This window comes from Flagellimonas aurea (assembly GCF_017313785.1).
GTDB classification, from domain to species: domain Bacteria; phylum Bacteroidota; class Bacteroidia; order Flavobacteriales; family Flavobacteriaceae; genus Flagellimonas; species Flagellimonas aurea.
In genome coordinates this window covers 501,158-525,314 of the sequence record NZ_JAFLNL010000003.1, presented here as the reverse complement: position 1 = coordinate 525,314, position 24,157 = coordinate 501,158, and the positions used below count along the sequence as shown (strand labels likewise).

The following is a 24,157-nucleotide window of genomic DNA, read 5'->3' as shown; positions in this document are numbered from 1 at the left end:
TCGGAGTACATCGTGGAACAACTCAAACAACAAAACATATAGGGTATGGACAGAAGGAAGAGTTTAAAGTCGATAGTATTGGGCTCCGTGGCCGGAGGGCTGGCCATCCACGGGTGCAGGCCGTCCACGGAGGGCACGGAACTGACCGAGGCGCCGAAGATCACCTATCCGGGGCGCGTGCCCCAAGAGCTGGAGCACATAGAGGAACTGAGGGAGGAAGAATTCTTGAACCCGCACGAGGTGGAGACATTGACCATACTGTGCGACCTGATACTCCCGGCGACGCAGGAGTACAAGGGAGCATCGGATGCGGACGTTGTGGGCTTCATCGAGTTCATGGCCAAGGACGTTGAGACGCTGCAACCGGACATCCGCGGTGGGCTGATGTGGCTGGACCACAGGAGCAACACGGAGCACGGAGTGGAGTTCAAGGAGGCGACCGAGGAGCAGCAGAAGACCATTTTGGACGGGATCGCGTACTACGACCCCGAAGTGCCGGGCAACGAGCGCCCTTTTGAGGTGAACTTCTTCTCTTTGGTGAGGAACCTGACGATGACGGGCTTCTACACGAGCAAGATCGGGATAGAGGAGATCGGTTACAAGGGAAATATGCCCAATGTATGGGACGGGGTGCCACAGGACGTCCTGGACCAGCACGGTGTGGCCTACGACGAGGAATGGCTGGCCAAGTGTGTGGACCAGAGCCAACGCGGGGTCATTGCAGAATGGGACGAGGATGGTAATTTGATTACATGATTTATATAAAATAACCAAACCTTCTTTATGGAAAGATAAAGTACATAAAGTGGATTTGAGTTAGTTTAGTTAATTTGATGCAGGCTCCTTTTAGGAGCCTGTTTTTTATTTCAATCCATTTTAAAAACAAAAAAAAACCTGTAAATCAATGATTTACAGGTTTAATGTTTTGATGATGTTCTAGTAGTTGGAAGAATTCACTAGGGAACTCAATACCATTTATGCTGCCAAAAAAGCCAAATTGACTGGTTACAAGAGAAAATATCATGGATAGGGCATAGCCTTAATGGTTCTTTAGGTCAACTTTCCTTGCCAGCAGGGATTGGGCAAAAAAACGGTTTTTTTAAGTTGTGATGACTGGACCTTAAGATGCTACAGTAAAGGTTTCAAAAGCTAGACATGTCATTAAAAGTAGATTACCTTAATGTTCAATGTAGTGATGGCAATAATAAATCGGCACCTAAATGATGAAAAGTGACTCTTGGACGAAAGTTGGTGTCCAAGAGAATGGGCAAAACTAATTGAAACCTTTAGGTGGTATTTACGGAGTGGTGGGATAATGCTTCGTCTACAATAGGGGCATTGGAATCAGCCTTAAAGCGCAGTATAAAACTTGTGCCCTTATCAATTTCACTTTCGCAAATCAATTCGCCGCCGTTCATCTCCACAAAATCCTTAGAGATCAATAGCCCAAAGCCCGTACCTTTTTCACCTTCCGTGCCCCTTCTTGTTTTTGGTTTTTCGTCCGCCTTAAGCTGCCTGAACCAATGCGTATCCATGCCCATTCCAAAATCTTGTACCCCTATTTCCACAGTATCAGCGCTGCGTTTTGACCATACCAATATTTTTTGGCCGTTGTTGCTGAACTTGATGGCGTTGGAAATTAAATTACGGAGAACGACCTTTAGCATGTTTTCATCCATGAAAAGCTCCCGACAGGAGATGTTCAGCTCTATCGCTATATTTTTATTGTTGGCCATCCTTGTGAACTCTTGGCTTACTGCATGAAATACGTCTTCCAGGTTACAGATGGTTTTGTCCAATTGCACCCCGTCCAATTGTTTATAGGACCATTGCAGTAAATCGTTGATCATTGAAATTCTATCGTAAACTTCGCTTTTTAGTTTTTCTGTCAATCGCTTTAGTTCTTCATCCGCCAATTCGGCCTCGATCAATTGTATGATGACAACAAAATTGTTGAGTGGGGCCCTGACATCATGGGCGAGCAAGGAGAACAATTTATTCTTGAGTTTACTGACCTGTTCAAGCTCGGCATTTTGGTTTTCAAGTTCTGCCTTGGCAACTGTAAGCTTTTTGGTCTGCCGTTCCACTTCATCTTTGAGCTTTGTATTGGCTTCCAGTTGCATTTTCAAATTATCAATCTCAATTTCTTTGAATTTATAGGAGATGAGCAGCGAAAAGAGAATCAATTGGATTGTCGTCAATACTGAAGTTGCAATAATTATTGGGGTTGCGTCGAAATCGAAATACTGTTTTGCAAACCACGCGCCTATATATATTATTGCGGATAACAGGATAGGTGCATAGGAATATAAATAGTATCTGTTCAATTTATGGGCATTGAACAATAGGATACCAGAGAAAATATTTAAAAGTACAGCGGCCAATGCAGTAACCGCCGCTAGCAATACCAGGATTTCGTTCAACCAGACCAGTCCAATGGTAAGTGTGTTGGTGATATGCAAAAACGGAAGGCAAACCACCGTTCCGATCAATAGTTTGTAAGTCCTTGATAGACGTGGATGGTCGTCCTTTTTAATCGCAAGGTAATTTCTTGTGAACTGCAGCAGGCCAAAGGTGGTGATCATTGCAGTGGTAAGGGAAATTTTGTCCGCTACTGCAGTGATTTCACTGCCAAAGGAGTTGTTCATAAAAAAGTAAAGGCTCCAGTGAAGGGTGATTCCCCAAATCAGTACCAAATAATCAAGCAGGATTTTGTGCTTTAAAACGAGATACGAGAGTAGGTGATAAATCCCGAATGCAGCGAAAATGGAGGTGAATACCAAGTTGGTTAGGTATCTAAAATCGAAAACATCCATATTTAATGCATTATTTCTTAATGGTAAATGTAGCAGTATTCAACTGGGTTCGGTCTTTAAAACTATAATTTTTTCGTGAACTATGTGGAAATCAAATTACTAAAATATTTTGTGCTGTGGTCCTGTGAATAAGACTGATACAGGTCTTTTAGGTTATATTTCTTATCGATAGGCATCCGCGGATGTCCAGCCCTCTCCATATTTTCTATGCAAACCACGTAATCCCACTCCCTATTTCTGAAGCTGATTTCGTGATTTGTTGGCCTGTTGCGCCTTTGGAATCCTATGTTTATGATGGGGTTGCACTTGGAATGGCCCGTTCTACGCCCAGGAATTGACCAATGCTACCCAAACTCAAGGGTTTGTTGAGGTAACCTCGTACATATTTTCCATATGTGGTCGCTTTTATCTCATCCTTTGGATCGATGGATGAACTGACGATGACCACATCAACCGTAGGAAGGAATTTTTCCAAGGTCATGAACTCCAAGAATTCGAATCCCGTCATTTCGGGCATATTGATATCTAAAAAAAGAAGAATGCGTTCTTCGGGGTTTTCTCGAAATCGAAGGCAATCCAAAGCCAATTCAGGGTTCGTAAAGCTTCTTAGCTTATCCTCTAGGCCTAACTTTCTGAACATTAGAGCGTGTACGGTATTGATAAGTTCCTCGTCATCTACCAGGTATATTTCTTTGTACATTTGATTGTATTTAACTGATGAGAAATTAACCTTTTACGGGGCCAGGTCCAATTTAATGTTGTGTAACCATGAAGCTTGTCGATGAGGATCCTAAAAATCGGCATGTGGAGAATATATGTTAGGGTTTTGCTTTATTGAATTGTTATACCAATAGTAATAATCTCCATATCTAAAGATAAATGATCGATCTAGATCAAATAAAGCGTATTTACAGTATTGCTGGCGACCTAAATTTTTCTGATGTAAAACATTTGCTTCAGGCCGCAGGGCGTAAAACTTTTCTTCACGGGGAATACCTTATAGAAGCGGATACCCTTCAAAACCAAGTGTATTTTATATATAAAGGGTTGGTCCGTATTTACGCTGTCAACGAGCGCGGTGACGAGATTACGACCGAACTGCGCTGTGAAAATGAACTGGTGGCCAGTTATGACGTTATTTTCTTTGATCAACCTTCCCGATTCTATATTCAGGCCATGGAGAAAACGGAAACCTTCCATATTGCCTATGATGAACTCCAACAGGTCTTGGAGCGGAACCGGAAGTTGGATATGAACCGTAAGTACATCCTTCAAAACCTATTGAAGAATGCCTTTGAACGCATTGATACATTTACCTTAAAAACCCCGGAAGAACGTTATCTGCACTTTTTGGAATCCAATCCCAGTTTGACCAATAGGGTACCGGATAAGTATATCGCCAATGTGCTGGGCATCACCCCTGTTTCATTGAGCAGGATACGGAAACGCATTGCGCAAAAGGCCAAATCATAGAAAAATCCCATTTGGACATTTCTTATCTTTTGTTAACGACGTGGGCTATGCGTACAGGCTACATTTGTCTTAAAATTTTTAAACGTATCAGCTATGAAAACATCAAAAATGATTTTGGTAAATGCCTGTTTGGCCTTCGTACTTTTGGCAAATTTTTCTTGTTCCAATGAGGATGATGATTCCAACGCCGAGGAGGCCATAACACAGGAGGAAGCGGCACAATTGGTGGCCAGTTCCTTGGAGGAGGACTCCGGGGGAAGTATCGAAACCATGGTCAAGCTCACCATAGAAGTGCAGGTGACCATTGAAGCGGAATACACTTGCGGTTTTACCTATGAAGATGGTATCTCATACCAATATGATCAAAACGGTATCGATGCCTCATATACGGGGAATTGGGCCTACCAGATCCATTGCAATGATCAAAACCTTCCGGATTCGGCCACGTATTCTTATGAAAAGACAGCTACGGCAAGTACCCCAAGGATAAGTGCCACAGGTTCTTCCAGCATGTCCGGAAGCTTGGATGGGTTGGAGGCCGATGGATCTACCTATACCTTGACCGGTACCTATCAAGGCGACTACAGCCAACAATTGATCGTTTCCAAAAAAAATGTAGAAAGTGAATTAAATATGCAACTGAACAGCCTTGTCATAGATAAGGAAACCGACTCCATTACTTCGGGAAGCGGCAGTTTCACCTTGACCGGAACCAGTAACAATGCCTCTTTTTCATATTCGGGGACCATTGAATTTATGGGTAATGGCAGTGCCACTGTTACCATTGAAGGGCAAACCTATATTGTATTGTCCAATTGATCTTTCATGGTAAAAAGGGGGCGGTATCCGAACGGGTTCGCCCCTCCCTTATGTAACTTTTTGCACTATGGAAACGTTATTGCCTTATTGGTTTACCGTGCTATTCAACATGCTGAGATATGCAGTGCTTGGTGGAATGGCTTTCCTGTCCTTTTATGTACTATGGCCCAATGTCTTTGCCAAAAGCAAGATACAGACCCGTTTTGCAAGAAAAAAAGACTTTGTCCGTGAGCTGTCCTATTCCTTACAGACCATTGTCATTTTTATCGGGATGAACCTGTTGGTACTCTATACCCCACTAAGAGAATATGGTAAGATTTATAGTGACATCCATGAACATGGCCTTTGGTGGGTACCCGTAAGTATACTCTTGGCCATAACCTTGCACGACACCTACTTTTATTGGATGCACCGAGCAGTGCACCATAGGGCATTGTACAAAATGTTCCATATTGTTCACCATAAGTCCGTCAATCCAAGTCCACTGGCATCGTATTCCTTCAATTTTATGGAAGGGATATTGGAGGCGATGGTCGTCCCATTGGTGGTGTTCCTTGTTTCCATGCACCCGGTTGCCCTGATCTTTTTTGCCCTGTTTGCGTATTCGTTCAATGTATACGGACATTTAGGGTACGAGATTGTGCCAAGGTGGTTCAGGAAATCTATTTTCTTTGAGATTATGGTGACCTCGGTGCACCACAATCTGCACCACCATAAGTTCATAGGCAACTATGGATACTATTTCCGTTTTTGGGACCGGCTGATGGGGACGGAAAACCCGGATTATATAAAGGTCTTTGATGAAATTCAACGAAAAAGATTTGGTGTCAAATCCATATCAAAATGAAAACGACCCTATATCTGGGAAGTTAATGGCATCATGTGGCATTTTATGGAGTAACACACTTTTCACCAATGCGTGGCATTGCCTTATACGTGTATTGTTAAATATTGTCAACAGGTACTATATGAAAGAGGGGCTTATTTTCGAAAACTAACGATGAATGTGCTGCCCATCCCTTTTTCACTGATTACATCTATAGAGCCATTTAGTGCCTCGATTTGGGTCTTGACCAAGAAAAGTCCCATACCCTTGCCCTTGGTTTTCGCACTGAGCCTGCCATACATATCGAAAATTCTGGATTTACGTTCCGGCGTCAATTCCATTCCAATCCCGTTATCCGATACTTTCAATATAATCCAATCCTTTTTTTCCTCGGTGGATACCACTATTTTTGGAGGTATGTCCTCTTTGGAATATTTCAAGGCATTCACCAATAGATTGTACAAGATGTTGGACACATAGCTCTTTATGGAGTAAATATTTGAAACTGTTGTAAAATCAACTGCAATGGAAGCTTTTGTTGCTTTAATTTCACTATACAACAATGCGCGAACATCCTTGAGGATCTCCTTAAAATGAATCTCTTCCACCCTTTCCCTTAAAGTACGCTTAAAGGATAACGAATTGTTTAGGTCCCTGATGGTATGATCTAGGGCCAAAGTGGTGGATTCAATGTTCTTGACAATATCATCATTGGTTTTGTCCTGGCCCCATTCATATATTTTAGAAAGCATCAATAAATTCGAGATGGGTGCCCTGAGGTTGTGGGAAACAATGCGCACAAAGTTTTGAAGCTCCAGGTTTTGGTCCAAGATCTTATGATGGCTCCTAATTTCCTTGGTGACATCTTGGGCAGTTCCTGACATGCGAATTGGCTTTCCGGAGGCATCACGGAACAAATTGCCCTTGGTGTGAATATATTTTTCCTCCCCACTATCCAATACGATCCGATGGGTGATATCATGGGTTGCCCTACCTTGTAAACAATCTTCCAAATGTTCTATGAATCTCATCCGATCATCGTGATGGATTATCGCTACAACAGAATCGTAATTGGCCACAAAGCGCTCATGGTCCTTGGCCCAAATGGTGTACAATTGATCGGACCAGCTAATCTCATCCTTGTCAATGTCCCAAACCCAATGCCCCAAATTGGCGACTTCTTGAACTTCTCGGTACCGGTATTCCCGGTCCTCCAAATTAAGAACGTTAAGGATGTCCCTTGTAATGTCCCTTTGACAGATGTAACATTCCGTTACCTTCCCAGGGGCGATCATTACCGGATGGAAGGAAAATTCATGGATTTGACCCATTTCCTTTTCACTGATTTCAAACCTGGAGGTGGGCGCACTATGGTCGAAAACTTCTTTACAACCTTCAATACAAACTCGAAAGAAAGGAATGTCCTTAAAAATCCCCTGTAGATCCATACCGCAATGCACATTGTCGATATTTTCTTTTTTCAGTCTTTGGTAAAAAAGATCATTGAATCCGGTAAGCTTGTAATCTTTGTCCATGGTCCAGACCATATCCTTCCTGCATGCTGCCGCATCAATCTTTTCTTGGACGGTTTTTCGGCAGAAGTCCTTCAGGTTTTCCAAGGATGTGGCTCCATAATTCAAAAAAGGATTTATTTCGGACATGATATTTAGATAAAAATATATAACGATAAACTATACGCACAGAAATTATATATATTGCATCAAATGTAACCGAGATAGGAGCTTAGCAATAAAATACCTAACATATTCCCCATATTCTTTAGCCATTTCCCAATCTGTCCAGGATTTTGAAGGAGGAACAATGATGACCTCAAAACTATCTTGAAAATTGTTTGCGACCCTATGCTGCAAAATTCAAAACCACCCATTTCCGGCATGTTGATATCCAAATAATACCGGAATTAGCCATTAAATCTGATAAAGATATGCAACATCGTCCAATGATTAATCCTCAAGGGTATTAAAATAAGATTTTAAAGCTATTAAGTAGAATGATAGTACGTGTTGCGCGTATATTTTTGAAACAGACTTTTTTAAAACCTTGAAATAGTAATTTTTACGAACCATGGTCAAGCGAATGATGATTCCAATTGTGGAATTCCCATGAGTGTCTCCAAGAGATCGAATAGCCCAAGCCATATCTTTTTGTAGTGATCAAAAATAAACTCATGGAGTCCGTTTCGTACCAAAGGATAAAACCATCACTGGATCAAGGATTGGAGGATGAATATGTCGCCAGTCCATGTATTGAACAAGAGGTCATCGCTCAGGAACAAAGGGAAATGTATGTCAGGAAGATACAGGAAATCTTGGACCATATTCCCAAAAAGTCCCGTCAAATCTTTGAGATGAACAAACTGGATGAACTCAAGTATAAGGAAATCTCCGAGATTCTTGGGGTTTCCGTGAAGACTGTTGAAAGCCATATGGCCATAGCCCTCAAAACCATTAGAAATATGGTTGTCAAGAACAAACAATATTAACCCCCGCCACAAAAAAACTATATGACAAAGACGACACTGTAATCCTGATTTAAAAACTAAAAAATTATTGAGAACCAATATTAAACTACTCTTTTTAAAATGAAGAAATTAAACCTCTTAGTACTGCTGTTGTGTTTGCCATTGTTGGGTTGGGCAACTGTTGTTCCGATTTCGGTGAACAAAGCGGTAAAAAACCAAAATTTTGAAATCATCAATTTTAACCTAAAAAGTGTGACCCTGGAAAAGGTGTTCGACCTTATCGAAAAGCAAACGGACAAAAAATTCATTTATGCCGCAGATGCCCAACACCTGCGACAACGCATCAGTATAGATGCCAACAAAGTGAATTTGGAGGCTGTATAGGAAGACCTTAAAAATAAGGCCAATGTAGATTTTAAAGTGACCGAGGAAGGGTTTCGCCCAATGAAAATGTTTTAGCCGGCGTTAATCTGCGTGACAAAACAGGGACCGTTTATGTAGTTTCGGTAAGTGGGGGGAATGTACGGTCGTGGTATACCGCCTTAAACGGAAAAAATGAGCAATGTGAAATCATATGACCGATAAACAGCTATCTATATGAGGTGTGAGGTGGTTCAAAGTATCCGTTTTAGTGACATTCTTTATCGATACCTTCCGCATTTGGCGGTCTAAAGGGGAAATGATCTCCACTGATGGAGATGCCCCACCATAGAAAGACTGAAATCGAAAGCTTGAAGCTTGAAATTTCAAGAATGACGATGTGTTTAAATATCTGAAAAAGTCACACATACACCTTGACTTGTAGGATTGATTCAAATAAGGTCAGCGATTCAAATGAAGGAAAACCAATACGTTCATGCTGTTTTATCCGAAGGGAAGCTACTTTCCGTAAAATTTTAGTGGGAGGCTTTATCCTTTAGTTGAATTTGGGCTTTTTCTTGGTTATTTATACTTATCCATACACTCTTTCAAAAGTCTGTAAGCTCTCGCAATATGTCCTTCTACCGTTTTTGTTGAAATTCCAAATTCTTTTGAGATTTCACTGTAGCTCAGTCCGCGGACCTTGCCCCCTAAAAAGACCTCTCTGCATTTATCAGGAAGTCCTTCCATACATTGGCGTAACAGTATTATGTGCTTTTTTGGTCGGTCCTCTTCTTTTTCCACAGCTAGCATGATGGCCGTATGGTAGTAGGAGGAAAGCATTTCGTTCCTGAGCCTGAGATGTCTGTATTTATCCATGAGTTTATTGTACACTGACTTATAAAGAAAAGCATTCAAAGACGTTTGGATCTTGATTTCCCTGCGCTTGTCCCATAGGTTCAAAAAAACATCTTGCACCACATCCTCAATGATCTCGTGGTCTTGGCAATAACTCAAAAGAAAGGAACACAACTTTTGGTAATAGGAGGAATAGAGCTTTTCAAAGACTTTTTTGTCTCCTTTCTTGAGGGCATTCAGTATAAATATGTCAGTACGCTGCTGCAAAAAGAGGTTGTTTTTTTAAAAAAAGAGCAAAAACATAAATTTTTTGTCCTTTAAAGGGGGGGATGGAATTCTCCCGCGTCATAAGATTAAATAATTATTAAGTATGAATCAAACGAAGGTTGATAAATTACTGCTAAAGTTAGTTGAAAATAGGCTTTCCGAGGCAGAGAGCGAAACCTTATCTGAATGGCTCAAGTCCGAGCATAATCAGAAATATTTTCGGAAATATGTGGAAATCAACCATTTGTTGAACTTAGAGCGGTCATTTGCGAACGGTGAACAACTGTTCGATAAGATTCCGGCACCCAGGAAACGTTTCAGCTATGCCACTGTGATGAAATATGCGGCGGTACTCCTTGTCTTGATCGCTTCGACACTCTTTTTCAAAAACATACTTTCTTCTGCGCAAGATTCCATGCCCCCCGCTCCCGTAGTAAGGAACAACCAAATACGACCTGGTGTCAATGCAGCGGTACTGACCCTTGGGGATGGTAAGGAAGTTGAGCTGGGCAAGGGGACGGACTATACGACTGAAGCCCTCAATGCCAAAGAAGATCAAATCGTATATGCTGCAAAACAGGGCAAGACCAGTCAGATGGAGTATAATTACCTTTCCGTGCCCAGGGGAGGGCAGTTTTCTTTGTTGCTTTCCGATGGTACCAAGGTCTGGCTCAACTCCGAATCCAAACTGAAATATCCTGTGGATTTCGTGGAGGGACAGAGTAGGGAGGTATATCTTCTATATGGGGAGGCCTATTTCAAGGTCGCATCCAGCGAAAAGAACCAAGGGGATGATTTTAAAGTATACCACAACGAACAGGAGGTCCGCGTATTGGGTACCGAATTCAATATTAAGGCCTATAAGGACGAACCGGAAGTACTTACTACCCTAGTGGAGGGAAAGGTTACTGTTAGCAATGGGAAACGTACTCAAGAAATAGCCCCAGGTGAGCAGTCAAGACTCAATCTGGAGACAGGTACGATACATGTGTCCGAAGTAGATGTCTTTTCCGAGACGTCATGGATGTCCGGCGTTTTCAGCTTTAAGAAAAAGCCTTTGAAGGATATTATGAGAACCCTTTCCCGATGGTACGATATGGAAGTGGTCTTTGAAAACAAATCCCTCGAGAATAAAAGGTTCAAAGGGGTGCTTAGGAGAAACCAGAGCATTGAAGAAGTGCTCTCGGTGATTATGTCTAGTTCGTTGCACAGCTATGAGATCAACGATAAGACTGTCATATTGAAATAAACAGATAACCAGCCATAAAAGGAAGTCAAACCATAAAAAAAATGCTTATGACCTAAAAACGCCATCAAAAAAGGGACGAGCCAAACTCGCCAAAGTTCAATGGCCACGCCCCCATTAATCATTATTAATTAATTGTTCAGAAACTAACTAATAACAATCAAATTTATGAAAACTAAACTAACGAAAGCCAGGTTTCTTTTGGGAAACCGGCTTCTATTGCTACTCATGAGAACATTTATCTTTCTATGTTGTCTTACGGTATTCGGTTTTGCTCCCAACGATCTCGTTTCCCAAAAATCCAGTATCAAGATCGATTTGGACGGAGCTATGACGGTTGATGAGATCTTTGACTTGATTATGAACCAGACCGACTACAGTTTTATCTATGAGGTTGGGATGTTTGATGATTATCCTACCATACCGGTAAAAAAGGGACGTATCAGTACGAACAGACTGCTCAAAAAAAGTCTGGAACCGGGCAATCTCGATGTTGTTTTGACAACGGACAACACCATAATGGTGAAAAAGGCGGATTCACGCAGCCGACGATCACAGATCAACGTTTCCGGTACCGTTACCGACCAAGAAGGATTCCCGTTGGTCAATGTAACTGTTTTGATCAAAGGAACCACCAAGGGGGCCACAACGGATTTTGATGGTAACTACAGCATTACCGTGCCTTATCCGGAAAACGTGCTCCAATTTATGCATATGGGGTTCGAGACACAGGAGGTAAAAGTAGGTGACCAAGCTACGATAGATGTTGTAATGAAAGAAACGGCACAAGCCTTGGAAGAGGTCGTGATTACTGCTCAAGGTATCAAAAAATCCAAAAAAGCCTTGGGTTATGCCATTTCACAAGTAAAATCAGAAGAGGTCGAGCAGCGTCCCGAAGCGGATTTGGCAAGGACCCTACAAGGTAAGATTGCGGGTGTTGTGATTACCCCGGCCGATGGACAGACAGGTTCCGATTCCCCTATACGAATACGTGGAAATGTATCGATAACCGGCTCCAACAACCCTTTGATCGTGGTAAACGATGTACCTTTCAATGGACTGCTCAGGGACATCAACCCCAACGATATTGAAAGTATGAGCATACTCAAAGGTTTCAATGCTTCCGTACTTTATGGTAGTGAGGGTAGGAACGGGGTTATCCTGATCCAGACCAAAAGTGGCTCTGCTAGAACAGGACAGGCAAAGACTACGGCCAGTTATTCTACCACCGTGTATACCAATACGGTATCACAATTGCCGGAATTTCAGAATACATATTCCAACGGAGGAGAGGGCGAGTTCCAGCCTACTTATCTTTCCAATTGGGGCCCCGCATTTTCGGATATTGGTACAATTGACCATCCGTATGCTCCTTTGAGCGATATTTTTCCACAATACGAAGGCGCAACCATGAACATTTCCGCCAAACCTAATAATGTTCGGAATATATTCAGGACAGGGATCGGGACAACACATTCATTGACCGTGGCCACATCGCAGGAAAAGGTCGGTTTCAATATTACCGCTGGCTATACGGATGAAAAAGGAATTATAGACCATAACGATTTAAAAAGGTTTAACATCAGTGTCGGAGGGCGTGCCCAGATATCCGACAAGTTGGACCTTAGCGCTACCCTTAACTATTCGTCACGAAAAGTAAATAGGGTGTACGGTGAAAGTATTTTCAATGTAGTGTACTATCAGCCTCGATGGATTGATTTGACCGAGCTTCCCTATCAGAATCCATTGACCGGTGAATCCGTGTATTACAGAAATGATACAAATCCGTTGTGGATGTTGCACAATACCGGGACCAACGATATTGTCGAGCACGTCTACGGTACCGTCAATGCCAATTACAAATTGAGCGATGACTTTAATCTGACTTATAGAGCAGGTTATGATAGTAGGCATTTTAGTGGTTTTGAATACTCCAATAAAGGAGGATACGACGACAATACTTTTAAAATTGGATACCTGCGTTTGGATAGCGAAAGAGATGTGGATGTCAACCAGACCGTAATACTTGGGTTTGATAAGAATATTACGGAAGACCTAAATTTGGAGGCACAGATTGGGGCAAACTCCAGAATAACGAGGTACCAGAGTCGGTCATCGGATTCCGATGGACAGGTGGTATATGGTTTTTTAAGACCCAGTAATTACGTTACCACCGAAGCGGAATACGAGTCGGAAGATGAGAATTTAGCCGGTGTTTTTGGACAGTTCCAGTTCGCTTACAAGCGCTACTTATATGCAACACTGTCGGGAAGAAACGATTGGGGGAGTACGGTCGAAAAAGCCAATCAATCCCTATTCTATCCAGGGGCGTCCCTATCTTTTGTGCCGACCTCTGCCTTTGATTTTGGGGGGAATGTAATCAACTTTTTAAAGATCAGGGGGGCTTATGCAACCTCTTCAGGGTATCCGAGTGCATACAGGACCAGGGGAACCTTGGTGATAGATAACCTCAGATTTGCAGCTGCCGATGGGTCGTACCCGGTAACCAATAGGTACAGTACAAGGTATGCTAATCCAGACCTGGCACCAGAGCTGCACCGTGAGTTCGAGCTTGGGTTGGAGACCAATATGTTCAACAATAGATTGACCTTGGAGGCTTCCGTTTACAAACGAATTTCCGAAGATCAGATTGTAGGTGCGCCCTTGGCAGGGTCTTCAGGTTTTGACACGCAGTATATCAACCTAGGTAGAGTCGATAATAAAGGTGTTGAAATTGACCTCGGCATAGATTTGTTCAAGAACGATAATTTCCAATGGAATTTCCGCAACATTTTCACCGCGGACGAATCTTTAGTGGTAAGGACTACAGACACAGGGGCCAACATCAACCTTAGCTCTACGGACGACAGGTTTGCTGTAGAGGGGCAGCCTTTTGGAGTTATCATGGGGGATTATGCCCTTAGAGATGAGAATGGGAATCTGCTTATAAGCGGAAACGGTTCCAGTACAAGGGTAGGTGAAGTGATTACCAGTAGCGATGTCGGGTTTGATGATAAGGTCATCGGAGATTCCAATGCCGATTGGCGACTGACCAACATCAACACCTTTAGCTATAAAGGTTTTAGGTTTTCGGCACAGCTTGAATACAGACATGGTGGCGAGATCTACTCCTCGGCGGTGAGCAGTATGTTGCAACGAGGGGTCACTAGGGATACCGAGGATAGGGACGGTGCATTCGTCATTCCCGGATATCTGGCGGACGATGCTACCGGAGCGCCCTTGTTGGATGCAAATGGGAACGAGATTCCCAACACCTTTCAAATGAATCCAGGTAGGATATCGTATTCCAATTACTACAATGCCAATGACCTTGCCATGTGGGATACCTCGATATTTAGGATACGGGAGGTTGCTTTGGGGTATACCTTAACAACACAAAAAGGACAATCACTCCCCTTTAAGAGTATCAACTTTACCCTTTCTGGAAGAAACCTATGGTACAGGGCACCGAATTTCCCAAGGTATACCAATTATGATCCAGAAAGTGATGGACTGGAAGGAAACAGTACAGTCCCTTCCACCAGAAGGATTGCATTGGGCATAACCGCAACATTTTAATCGTACCTAAAAAGAAATAACATGCAAAATATAGTAAGATACTTTAGTATAAGCACACTGGCCTTACTGCTCTTTATGGGTTGCGAGGTCTCGGATTTCGATCTACAGGAGAACCCCAATTATCTGACACCAGATAGTGCGGACCCGGAATACATGCTCAACGAGGTACAGTACCTCTTCCAGCATTACATGAAATGGATGATTGTCAACACGGATGATGTGATGAGATATGAAGCCATGACCGACACCTACGGAGATGTGGTCCCCACCAGTGTTATGGATGGGGATACCAGTAAAGAATGGGATACCTATTATGAGGCATTGAACAATGTACGGACTATTGAGGCACTGGCAGAGGATGATGAAACCCTGCTCTTCCATAGCGGTGTCGCGAAGCTCTTGATGGGCTATATGACCGTGACCATGGTGGACTACCTGGGAGCGATACCGTATTCACAGGCCGTGAACAATGCAGAGTTTCCCAATCCCGAACTCGATGGTGGGGCAGAGCTTTATCAAACGGTTCTTGGTGATATTGATGAAGCCATTACAGAGATTCAAGAGGCCAACTTTGACTTTTCTACTGATCTTTTTTATCAAAGTGATAAAGACAAATGGATAGCCTTTGCAAATTCCCTCAAATTAAGGATGCTTGTTCAGGCAAGATTGGCAAGTACCGATATAGGCATAGCAGATATACAAGCCGAAATCAATGCCCTATCGTCCCAAAACTTGATTGATTCGGCCGAAGAGGATTTTCAATGGTCCTATAGTACCGTACAGGAACCGGAAAGTAGACATCTGTACTTTCAAAGAGCCTATGTGAGCGGTTTTGACCAATATATCGGGAACTATTTTATGTACCAGCTCAAGGAATCCAAAAACAATCCAGATCCAAGGATTCGTTATTACCTCTACAGACAGTCCAACGAAGATCCTTTCAGTGGACCTCCGTACCTACCTTGTCAAGGAGATCCGGACGTAGATTATTGCTACATTGGCGATCAGTATTGGGGCTACGACCATGGGGAAAGCCGCGTAGGAAGAGGGGACAATCTGCTGAGAACCGTTTACGGGGTTTACCCGGGCGGTGGCAGCTTTGATGAGGACCAGTTTGTAGGCGCACCCAGCACTACCGATAATTTGGGCGGAGCGGGAATCCTGCCCTTATTGACCTCTTCATATGTTAGCTTTTTGCGTGCCGAAGCAGCATTGACCCTTGGAACCAATGGAGACCCAGCAACATTGCTTGAGACTGGAATTCGAAACTCCATGTCCAAAGTAATGGCATTCGGAGGAGTAACCTCTGATCTTCAACCCACAGCTGCCGATGTGGACGCCTATGTAGGTGAGGTTATGCAGGATTATTCAAATGCCACCACCGATGAGGAACGATTGGATATTGTAATGAAGGAATACTATTTGGCCGCTTACGGAAACTCCATAGAGTCTTATAACTTCTACCGAAGAACGGGATATCCATCCGACATGCAGGTGCCCATAGATGATGACAATCCCGTATTTCCAAGAAGTTTTCCATTATCCAGGTTGGAAGTGCAGCGAAACCTGTCCCTTGAACAGAAAAACAACTATGACAAAGTATTCTGGGACACGAATCCCGATAGTTTCATTAAATAAACAGCAAAACGATTTCTATTATGAAAAGTAATATAAGCATACAATTTCTATTGGGACTGTTATTTTTGATAGGCTGTTCCAATGATAACAATACGTTTGAGGACATTACGGACCGAGGCGGTTTTGTTTCCTTTGATCAAACACCAGAACTCAGTTATAGCGTGCTCAGCTTGGATTCCGATGTAATCAGTGCACAATTGGTGGATTCCAACGGCAATGCCGACAGTTATTCACTCTCCGTGACCTACGGAGATACAACAGCAGAGGATATCGTCACAGTAACAGAGTTTCCTTATCAATTGGAACTTTCCATCAGTGATATTATTGATGCGCTCGGTCTGACTGAGGATGACATCGAACTGGGGTCCACCATGTCCTTTGTGGGTACGGTAACCAGTCCGAATGGCACCTTTAGCGGTGCCTCGCCGGATTTGAACGATAATAACGTGAACGAAGGGGGAGATACCACGGATAGATCCAAGTTGTATTTCCCGAATCAGGCCATGGAGTTTTCCATTTCCTTTTTTCAACCCGCTGGTAAAAAAATCAGGGGAACCTCATTTGAAGAAGTTCCGATTGGTGCCGAGGACGACACGTATGACCGAAACGGAAGCAATGATGAGACCCTTGACTTGATCAATGGAGATGTACCCCCCTACGTGGATTATGTGGCAGTGGGCACTGGCGTGGATGATGAGCTTGGTTTCGATGCGGAATACATAGCAATAGAGGATATCAGCAGCAGCAGTCTCGGCTTCTCGGCCGAACGTATAGGTGTTTTTTCTCTTTTTGAGGATTATGAGGCCTATCCTGATGGAACCCAAGGATTCCATTCGGAAGATGCCGATGGAGCTATACGTCTCACCTTTGATACCGTGGAGGTGCCCGAGGGGCAGCAGAACTCCGGGGTATCTTTTCAAGTATTTTTTGGAGATACCAGTTGGGAGGAATTGGACGGTATACATGCCTATGCCAATATTACAACAGACTCCGGTGCAGATGTCCTTGAATTGGCCAGTATCTTCAGTGATGATGTAGAAGAAGTGGCAGGGCAGTGGTATGAAATCAATAGTGGATACCTAAAAGGAGTGCGTTCCTATGAATTGGTCGTTCAGATACAATCTGGCGCTACACCCGAGTCTTTTGATATTGACAATGTGATCATTTATGAATCGGAGGATTAGTACTGTTCTTGATTGGTTTTTTGAGGATAATTTTATGCTCAAATAAATTGAAATGTCAGCCCCATACTTATGGGGTTGACATTCCATTAAAGAAGAATCCAAATGAAAAGAGAGTTTCTAGGTTTTATGGTACTTGTGGTCCTGTTGTTTTCCTGTAAAGATAATAGCAGTATTAAAGCAGATATTTTGATTGTAAACGGTACTGTATACGACGGAGTGGGAACACGACCCCAATCCGTTGCGATTGCCATAAAGGACGATAAGATTGTTTGGCTCGGTGACCACAACAAAAGAGAAGTGATGGCCACAAAAACCATAAATGCACAGGGATTTGTAGTGTCCCCCGGGTTTATTGATCCACACACCCATGCCACAAACGATTTGGACGACCCGGAACATTCACACAACAAACCATTTCTTTTTCAAGGTGTAACAACGGTAACCATAGGTAATGATGGAAGCAGTCCCTATCCCCTATCAAAATACAGGGAAGCGTGCGAAAAAATTGGTGTAGGCACCAATGTGGTCACCTTGGTAGGTCATGGGACCCTCAGAAAGCAAGTCATGGGGGAAAGTGACAGACAGGCCACCCAGGAAGAGCTGGAGCAGATGAAGGATTTGATGCAGCAAGAGCTGAATACCGGGGCTTTTGGAATGTCAACAGGACTGTTTTATGCACCGGGCAGCTATGCTACAACGGACGAGGTTGTGGAACTGGCCAAGGTCGTTGCCAAAAACAACGGTTTTTATGATACTCATATGAGGGATGAGAGCACTTATTCCATTGGGTTGATACCAGCTGTGCAAGAAACCATTGAGATTGGTGAAAGAGCAAATGTTCCAGTACATATTTCACACATAAAATGTTTAGGTGTCGATGTTTGGAAGCAAAGTGATTCCATTTTAAAAATAGTGGAAACGGCACAACAAAAAGACATCGATATCACAGCCAACCAATACCCGTATGATGCATCCGCAACAAGTTTAAAAGCTGCCGTAGTACCCCGATGGGCCGAAAGTGGTGGAAGCGATTCATTGTTCATACGTTTTCAAAATCCGGCACTTCGGAGTAAAATACTTGGAGAGACGCAGAGGAACATCACAAGAAGGGGAGGAGCGGACAAATTACTGGTCATACAGGCGCCGGATACCACACTTGTGGGAAAGAATGTTCTAAAAATAGCAGAAGACCTTGGAAAGTCACCTGAAAATGCTGTTTTCGATATATTGAAAACAGGCTATATTAAAATAGCCTCGTTCAATATGAACTCTTATGATATTGAGAACTTTATGGTACAACCTTGGGTGGTGACCGGTTCGGACGGAGGTTCGGGACATCCAAGAAAGTATGGAACCTTTCCATACAAATACCGAAAATTTGTTAAGCAAGATAGTGTCTTGAACATGGCCTCTTTTATTAATCGGAGCAGCTCCAAAACTGCAGAGATTCTTAAACTTCCCAAAAGGGGCAAGATCCGAGAAGGGAATTATGCAGACATCATCATTTTTGACCCTATTAACTTTTCGGATAACGCGGATTATATGGATGCTTTTCAGTTTTCGGAAGGAGTGGTCTACAGTATTATCAATGGAAAGTTTTCCATCGAGAACAGAAAATTTACAGAAAAATTGAACGGAAGAGTATTGCAAAGGTAGGCTTCTACTAGAGTTAAGGTTGAGAGGATGCAACTTTCAAACGGTACTCAAAAAGCCTGGATGTGCTACTCTCTTCCAGAACAAAATATAATAAGAATGAGAACACTTAAATTAATGGCAAAGCTTACCTACGTGATGGGAATGGTCATGTTGTTGGTTCTGTTGGTCTCCTGCTCTTCAAGTGGAGGAAACGACGAACCTACTATGGAAAAGGATACACAGGCTCCCACCGCGCCATCGGGATTGATCGCGGAAAACGTGACCCGGACAACGGCAGAATTACGCTGGGATGCATCTGCAGATAATATCGGGGTCCAGAACTATTCCATATATCAGAACGGGAGCTACTTGGCTAGTGCAGGGCAAACATTTTATGCTTTGGACAATCTGGAGCCCGGCAACGTATATATCTATCAGGTTTTAGCGACCGATGCTGCAGGAAATGAATCGGAATTAAGCGAAACCCTGGAAGTCTCCACTACGGGAACCATTGCGGCTGAATTGCAGTTTGCATCCGGTAACATCGATAGCTATCTGAGAAAGCTGATAGATAGTGTACCAGGAAGCGGACAGGACGGCTATACCGCTCCAGTTGACGCACAACTGGACCTTTGGGAAACAGTTGTCGGCCATATGCTCAACGACCAGATTTCGGAAGCCGTAGCGAAATCCGCAGAACTTAATTATCAGGTTACGGAATTTACGGATACCACACTTTCCCCCAATCAGGTATTTTATATTTTGGCTGAATACGAAAGCGCAAAAACGAATTATTGGGGTATCTATGTATTCAGCGCGGCACCGGAAAGCGAAGATCTTATTTTAATGGCGCCACACATTAAATATGATACCAATACAGGCTATGAGGCGGCGTATTCCTTTAGGAACAATGTGGCCAAGGCGCTTCTTTTGAGCAGTGCCCATAGGTGCAACAGTGACACCGAAACGGAATGTTCCGGGACGACTTCAGCTTGCGGTAGTAGTGGTGCATACCGTATATCGGATTTGGCACACAATACTGGTTCGGCCTTCCAAAGAACCACAGAGGTTATTGCCACAAGCCTACCTAGTACAGTATTTGTACAATTACATGGTTTTGGCAAGGGCGATAATGACCCGGATGTGATCATGAGTAATGGGACGGACCAAACTCCCGAGAACGATTATGCCTCCTTGATCAGGGACGCCCTGTTGGAAGAGGATGCCTCATTGACCTTCAAAATTGCCCATATCGATACCGATTGGACCAGGTTACGGGGGTTTACCAACACACAAGGTCGTTTTATCAATAGTTCTCCCGATCCTTGTGGCACTTCAGCCACAGAAACATCGGGAAGGTTTATCCACATTGAGCAGGCGCGGCCAAAACTTCGTCAGGATGCTTCGGGTTGGGCCAAGATGAGCAATGCCTTGGGAAATGTTTTTTTTAATGATTGATTCCAAAGAGTTCCAGCAAATTAATAGACAAAACCTTTGATTAGATGGAGTTCTTTTCGATGAACCGCCGACCTAAAATACTATCAAAACATTTATTCTCAAGATAATCAGATTTTTATAATGAGGTTGTGTTGACGGTCGATACAATAATTTATACCACGAATATGACAATAAAGAGATATTGGGGAACCTTTTTGCCCATTGCATTGGCGCTAGTAATGGTGGATTGCAGCCTACCAAAAAAAGTGAAATTCAAAAATCCGGTAGACACAAGGGACAGGCAGATAGATTATCAAACTAAAAAGACTTATTACTTTGAAGCATTGGGAGTTTCAGTAAGCAATGAATTTGATGGAGCTCGCCTCAACGGTGCGAACCAATTGAATGATTCAACGATTACATTGTATTTTGCACCAGAGAACACTCCCATCAACAAGAGCCCTTACTATGCTTTTGAAACTTGGTCCGAATTACCAAGGCAGGTTTATTTTGAGTTTGAGTATCCCAAAGAATTCAGGCACAGGTACAAACCCAAAAGAAAAAAGAATGGGGAATGGGGCATTGTGGATTCCGTGAATGTAATCAAATCGGATAAAGGGCGGATGCTACGACTAATGGTAGATAGGGAGCCTCAACTAATTGCGGCCCAAGAAATCAATAGTTCAGATGATGTGGAACAATGGTATCTGCAGCATATTTTGGATTCCAATGATTTTGTACACTTGGGAAGCGCCGGTCAGTCCAGTTTGGGTAGAAATATCCCGGTTTTGGACATATATAGGGGAAGTCCGGAAGGGAAACCCATTGTTGTTCTTTTAACTAGACAGCATCCTCCAGAAGTCACAGGCTTCTTCGCTTTTCAAGAATTTGTGGAAACTGTCGTGGAAAGCTCTGTACTTTCCACTGAATTTTTAAGCAAATATAGGGTGTTGGCTTTCCCAAATCTTAATCCAGATGGGGTGGATTTAGGGCATTGGAGACATAATTCCAATGGGGTGGACCTGAACCGGGATTGGTCAAAATACCGTCAACCTGAGGTTGAGAATGTAGTGTCATTTATTACGGAGATCAGTAAAAAGGATGGAGGAGAAATTATTTTGGGATTGGATTTCCATTCCACCTACGAAGATGTTTTCTATACCAACAAAACCAGAAGAGGGACTACCTTGCCCCACTTTATCGATGATTGGTTCGAGAGGTTGGAAAAAGATATTAAAGACTATGAAGTCAATGAAAAGGATTCCAATAGCAACAAGCCAGTGTCAAAAGGATGGTTTTTGTACGGGCAAGGTGCCGTGGGAATAACATATGAAATAGGGGACCATACGCCAAAAGAACGGATAGTTGAAATCGGAGAAGCTTCTTCACTGGCCATGATGGAATTACTATTGGAGAAATAATGGATCATGAATTAGACATACATCGCGAAGTATAATAGTGAATCCTAAATGCTTTGTTATGATAGTATATAGAAAAGGGAATGTAGGCCACCTCTGGATGGAACTGTTTTTTCCAACACTTCTTCATGATGTATGGACATCTTTTTCCGGTCCCATTCCGTTTTCTTGGTAAATTTTCAGAAGGGTACCACGGTTAAAAAAACGCTGACATATGACATATGTCAGCGTTTGGATAAAAAAAGAAGCTCACTTTTGTGTCTTGTTTAATTTAAAAAAAGTTTGTGCCTAAATCAATACACACCTTCCATATTCCGGTAATGGGGTTAGCCTACACCATAGACAGTCCAATTCGTGTGGCCCACTATGGAATTTCTTCGGTAATATCCATAATTGATGATGAGCTTATGGAGAAAATGAATTCGTTTTACAGCAAGAAATTCAATCTTCCCTATCAAGAAATTTCAAAAAAAGTGCAGGATTATCGGGCCAAACGAGTTACTTCTTATTTAAACTTGGTGGATACCATTGTTAAGGGAAAATTCGCAAAATTTAAAAAGGAACTGGCCGAAAGTAAATTGGCATTGGAAAGCTTCATCGCTACCTTGCCCAATAAATCCAATATAGGGGAAGGACTTTCCAATCTGATGAATGAAAGCCCAGTACCTAAAAATGATATTGAAGTTTTTTTGGACGAGCATTTAAAAGCTGGGGACATTGATGTGAATATCATGACCAAAGTTGATAAGGATAACTTTGCCAAGAGCCAGCAATTGCCTATTGAGTTTAACGATGCTCATGCCTCACTTCGGGGTTTTGCCAATAGTAATCTACATTCTTCAGTAGTGCTCTCGGCAGGAATGAACCCAAGATTATATAGTTATTTTGAAAACTTCAAAGATTTCTTTCCCGATAGGAACAACCGGTTAAAAAAGAAGATTGTTCTAAAGGTCAGTGATTACCGTTCGGCGATCATACAAGGTAAATTTTTGGCAAAAAAGGGACTTTGGGTTTCCGAATATAGAATTGAATCTGGTTTAAACTGTGGAGGACACGCATTTGCCACGGATGGCTACTTACTGGGGCCTATTTTAGAAGAATTTAAAAATAAAAAAGAAGAGCTGGTGCAAGATACGCACCATGTTCTGACTAAAGGGTTGCAGCACAAAGGGCTGGCTGTTCCCGAACACCCCTTAGATTTAAACATCACCGTTCAAGGTGGTGTCGGCACGGCCGACGAACACGAATTTTTACTTGAAAATTACCAAGTGGATTCTGTGGGTTGGGGAACGCCTTTTTTGTTGGTTCCAGAAGCCACATCCGTGGATAAAAATACCAGAAAATTGTTAGCTGAATCCATGGAAGAAGATTTGTATTTAAGTGGTATTTCTCCTTTAGGAGTTCCTTTTAACACTATAAAAGGAACTTCAAATGAGTATCATAAACAAAAGCGTATCCTTAACAATAAAGCGGGGAGTTCTTGCCCAAAAAAATATTTGGCACTGAGCAAAGAATTCGGTCCAGAGGGTATTTGCACGGCTTCAAAAAAGTATCAGGACGCGAAACTACAAGAATTGGAAGCTAAAAGCTCTGAAATCTCTCAAGACAAGTATGAGAATGCCAAAGGCAAAATATATGAAAAGGCCTGCCTTTGTGTAGGCTTGGCCAATGCTTCCTTTTTGGAAAACGATATTAAAATAAAAGGCCAAGAGCAAGGGGTGGTTATTTGTCCAGGACCTAATATGGCTTATTTTGATAAGGAAGTTTCACTTTCCAAAATGATGGAACATATCTATGGAACCAACTCTGTACTTTCTTCCCTATATCGGCCAAATATGTTTGTCAAAGAGCTGAAAATGTATGTGGATTATTTGAAAAATGAAATAGAATCCATTTCGGAAGAAGTCACGACCAAGCAAACCAAAAAATGGGAGGGTTTTAGAAGTAATTTGTTCAATGGAATTGCCTATTATCAGGAATTGTTCCGGGACTTCATGCATTTTGAAAGCACCAATATACAAAACGAACTTCTATTTTTTAAGGAAGAACTCATGGCAGTTACCATCCCGGTAATGAAGGAGGCATGATTTAAGGAGTAATGAAAACCAGGTAGGCCTTC

17 protein-coding genes and 1 pseudogene are annotated in these 24,157 nt (G+C 42.6%); 14 read left to right on the top strand and 4 right to left on the bottom strand.

All coding sequences use genetic code 11. The features are described 5' to 3' along the window. The first annotated feature begins 45 nt into the window (after nucleotides 1-45). Nucleotides 46-756, top strand: a complete 711-nt coding sequence (locus J0656_RS08275; RefSeq protein WP_207032807.1) for a gluconate 2-dehydrogenase subunit 3 family protein — start codon at nucleotides 46-48, stop codon at nucleotides 754-756. Nucleotides 757-1,286: 530 nt separating this feature from the next. On the opposite strand, the gene J0656_RS08270 is transcribed toward J0656_RS08275, so the two are convergent. Further along, entirely contained in the window at nucleotides 1,287-2,816 is a 1,530-nt protein-coding gene (locus tag J0656_RS08270; RefSeq protein WP_207032805.1) for a sensor histidine kinase, read from the bottom strand. 289 nt (nucleotides 2,817-3,105) lie between these two features. After that, on the bottom strand, nucleotides 3,106-3,516 hold the full coding sequence (locus J0656_RS08265) for a response regulator (RefSeq protein WP_207032804.1): 411 nt from the start codon (nucleotides 3,514-3,516) through the stop codon (nucleotides 3,106-3,108). 179 nt (nucleotides 3,517-3,695) lie between these two features. On the opposite strand from J0656_RS08265, the gene J0656_RS08260 reads away from it, so the two are divergent. From J0656_RS08260 to J0656_RS08250, 3 genes are all read left to right on the top strand, one after another. Further along, entirely contained in the window at nucleotides 3,696-4,289 is a 594-nt protein-coding gene (locus tag J0656_RS08260) for a Crp/Fnr family transcriptional regulator (protein ID WP_207032802.1), read from the top strand. Between the two features lie 93 nt (nucleotides 4,290-4,382). After that, nucleotides 4,383-5,108 carry a hypothetical protein gene (locus tag J0656_RS08255; RefSeq protein ID WP_207032801.1) on the top strand — a complete coding sequence of 242 codons (726 nt, stop codon included), beginning with the start codon at nucleotides 4,383-4,385 and terminating at the stop codon, nucleotides 5,106-5,108. 67 nt (nucleotides 5,109-5,175) lie between these two features. Further along, on the top strand, nucleotides 5,176-5,955 hold the full coding sequence (locus J0656_RS08250; protein ID WP_207032799.1) for a sterol desaturase family protein: 780 nt from the start codon (nucleotides 5,176-5,178) through the stop codon (nucleotides 5,953-5,955). Nucleotides 5,956-6,089: 134 nt separating this feature from the next. Here J0656_RS08250 and J0656_RS08245 read toward each other — a convergent pair whose 3' ends face one another. Further along, on the bottom strand, nucleotides 6,090-7,595 hold the full coding sequence (locus J0656_RS08245; protein ID WP_207032797.1) for a sensor histidine kinase: 1,506 nt from the start codon (nucleotides 7,593-7,595) through the stop codon (nucleotides 6,090-6,092). Between the two features lie 503 nt (nucleotides 7,596-8,098). On the opposite strand from J0656_RS08245, the pseudogene J0656_RS08240 reads away from it, so the two are divergent. Next, nucleotides 8,099-8,437 (top strand): annotated as a pseudogene (locus J0656_RS08240) (RNA polymerase sigma factor); the annotation flags it as partial. Between the two features lie 99 nt (nucleotides 8,438-8,536). Continuing rightward, a complete protein-coding gene (locus J0656_RS08235; RefSeq protein WP_207032793.1) occupies nucleotides 8,537-8,800 on the top strand; it encodes a hypothetical protein in 264 nt (87 codons plus the stop codon). Between the two features lie 558 nt (nucleotides 8,801-9,358). Here J0656_RS08235 and J0656_RS08230 read toward each other — a convergent pair. Then, nucleotides 9,359-9,901, bottom strand: coding sequence for an RNA polymerase sigma factor (locus tag J0656_RS08230; RefSeq protein ID WP_207032792.1), 543 nt, complete (start codon nucleotides 9,899-9,901; stop codon nucleotides 9,359-9,361). A gap of 103 nt (nucleotides 9,902-10,004) precedes the next feature. Here J0656_RS08230 and J0656_RS08225 point away from each other — a divergent pair, with 103 nt between their 5' ends. From J0656_RS08225 to J0656_RS08190, 8 genes are all read left to right on the top strand, one after another. Then, entirely contained in the window at nucleotides 10,005-11,150 is a 1,146-nt protein-coding gene (locus tag J0656_RS08225; RefSeq protein ID WP_207032791.1) for a FecR family protein, read from the top strand. Between the two features lie 225 nt (nucleotides 11,151-11,375). Further along, entirely contained in the window at nucleotides 11,376-14,726 is a 3,351-nt protein-coding gene (locus tag J0656_RS08220; protein ID WP_207032790.1) for a SusC/RagA family TonB-linked outer membrane protein, read from the top strand. A gap of 21 nt (nucleotides 14,727-14,747) precedes the next feature. Continuing rightward, entirely contained in the window at nucleotides 14,748-16,364 is a 1,617-nt protein-coding gene (locus tag J0656_RS08215; RefSeq protein ID WP_207032789.1) for a SusD/RagB family nutrient-binding outer membrane lipoprotein, read from the top strand. A 20-nt stretch (nucleotides 16,365-16,384) separates the two neighbouring features. Further along, a complete protein-coding gene (locus J0656_RS08210; protein ID WP_207032788.1) occupies nucleotides 16,385-17,548 on the top strand; it encodes a hypothetical protein in 1,164 nt (387 codons plus the stop codon). Between the two features lie 102 nt (nucleotides 17,549-17,650). Then, nucleotides 17,651-19,204, top strand: coding sequence for an N-acyl-D-amino-acid deacylase family protein (locus J0656_RS08205; RefSeq protein ID WP_207032787.1), 1,554 nt, complete (start codon nucleotides 17,651-17,653; stop codon nucleotides 19,202-19,204). Nucleotides 19,205-19,300: 96 nt separating this feature from the next. After that, the gene (locus tag J0656_RS08200; RefSeq protein ID WP_207032786.1) at nucleotides 19,301-20,641 is read left to right on the top strand and encodes a fibronectin type III domain-containing protein; all 1,341 of its coding nucleotides are present in this window, start codon (nucleotides 19,301-19,303) and stop codon (nucleotides 20,639-20,641) included. A 164-nt stretch (nucleotides 20,642-20,805) separates the two neighbouring features. Further along, nucleotides 20,806-22,041 (top strand): M14 family metallopeptidase, encoded by a 1,236-nt coding sequence (locus J0656_RS08195; RefSeq protein WP_207032785.1) that lies wholly within the window; start codon nucleotides 20,806-20,808, stop codon nucleotides 22,039-22,041. Nucleotides 22,042-22,358: 317 nt separating this feature from the next. Beyond that, a complete protein-coding gene (locus J0656_RS08190) occupies nucleotides 22,359-24,125 on the top strand; it encodes a hypothetical protein (RefSeq protein ID WP_207032833.1) in 1,767 nt (588 codons plus the stop codon). The last annotated feature ends 32 nt before the right edge of the window (nucleotides 24,126-24,157 follow it).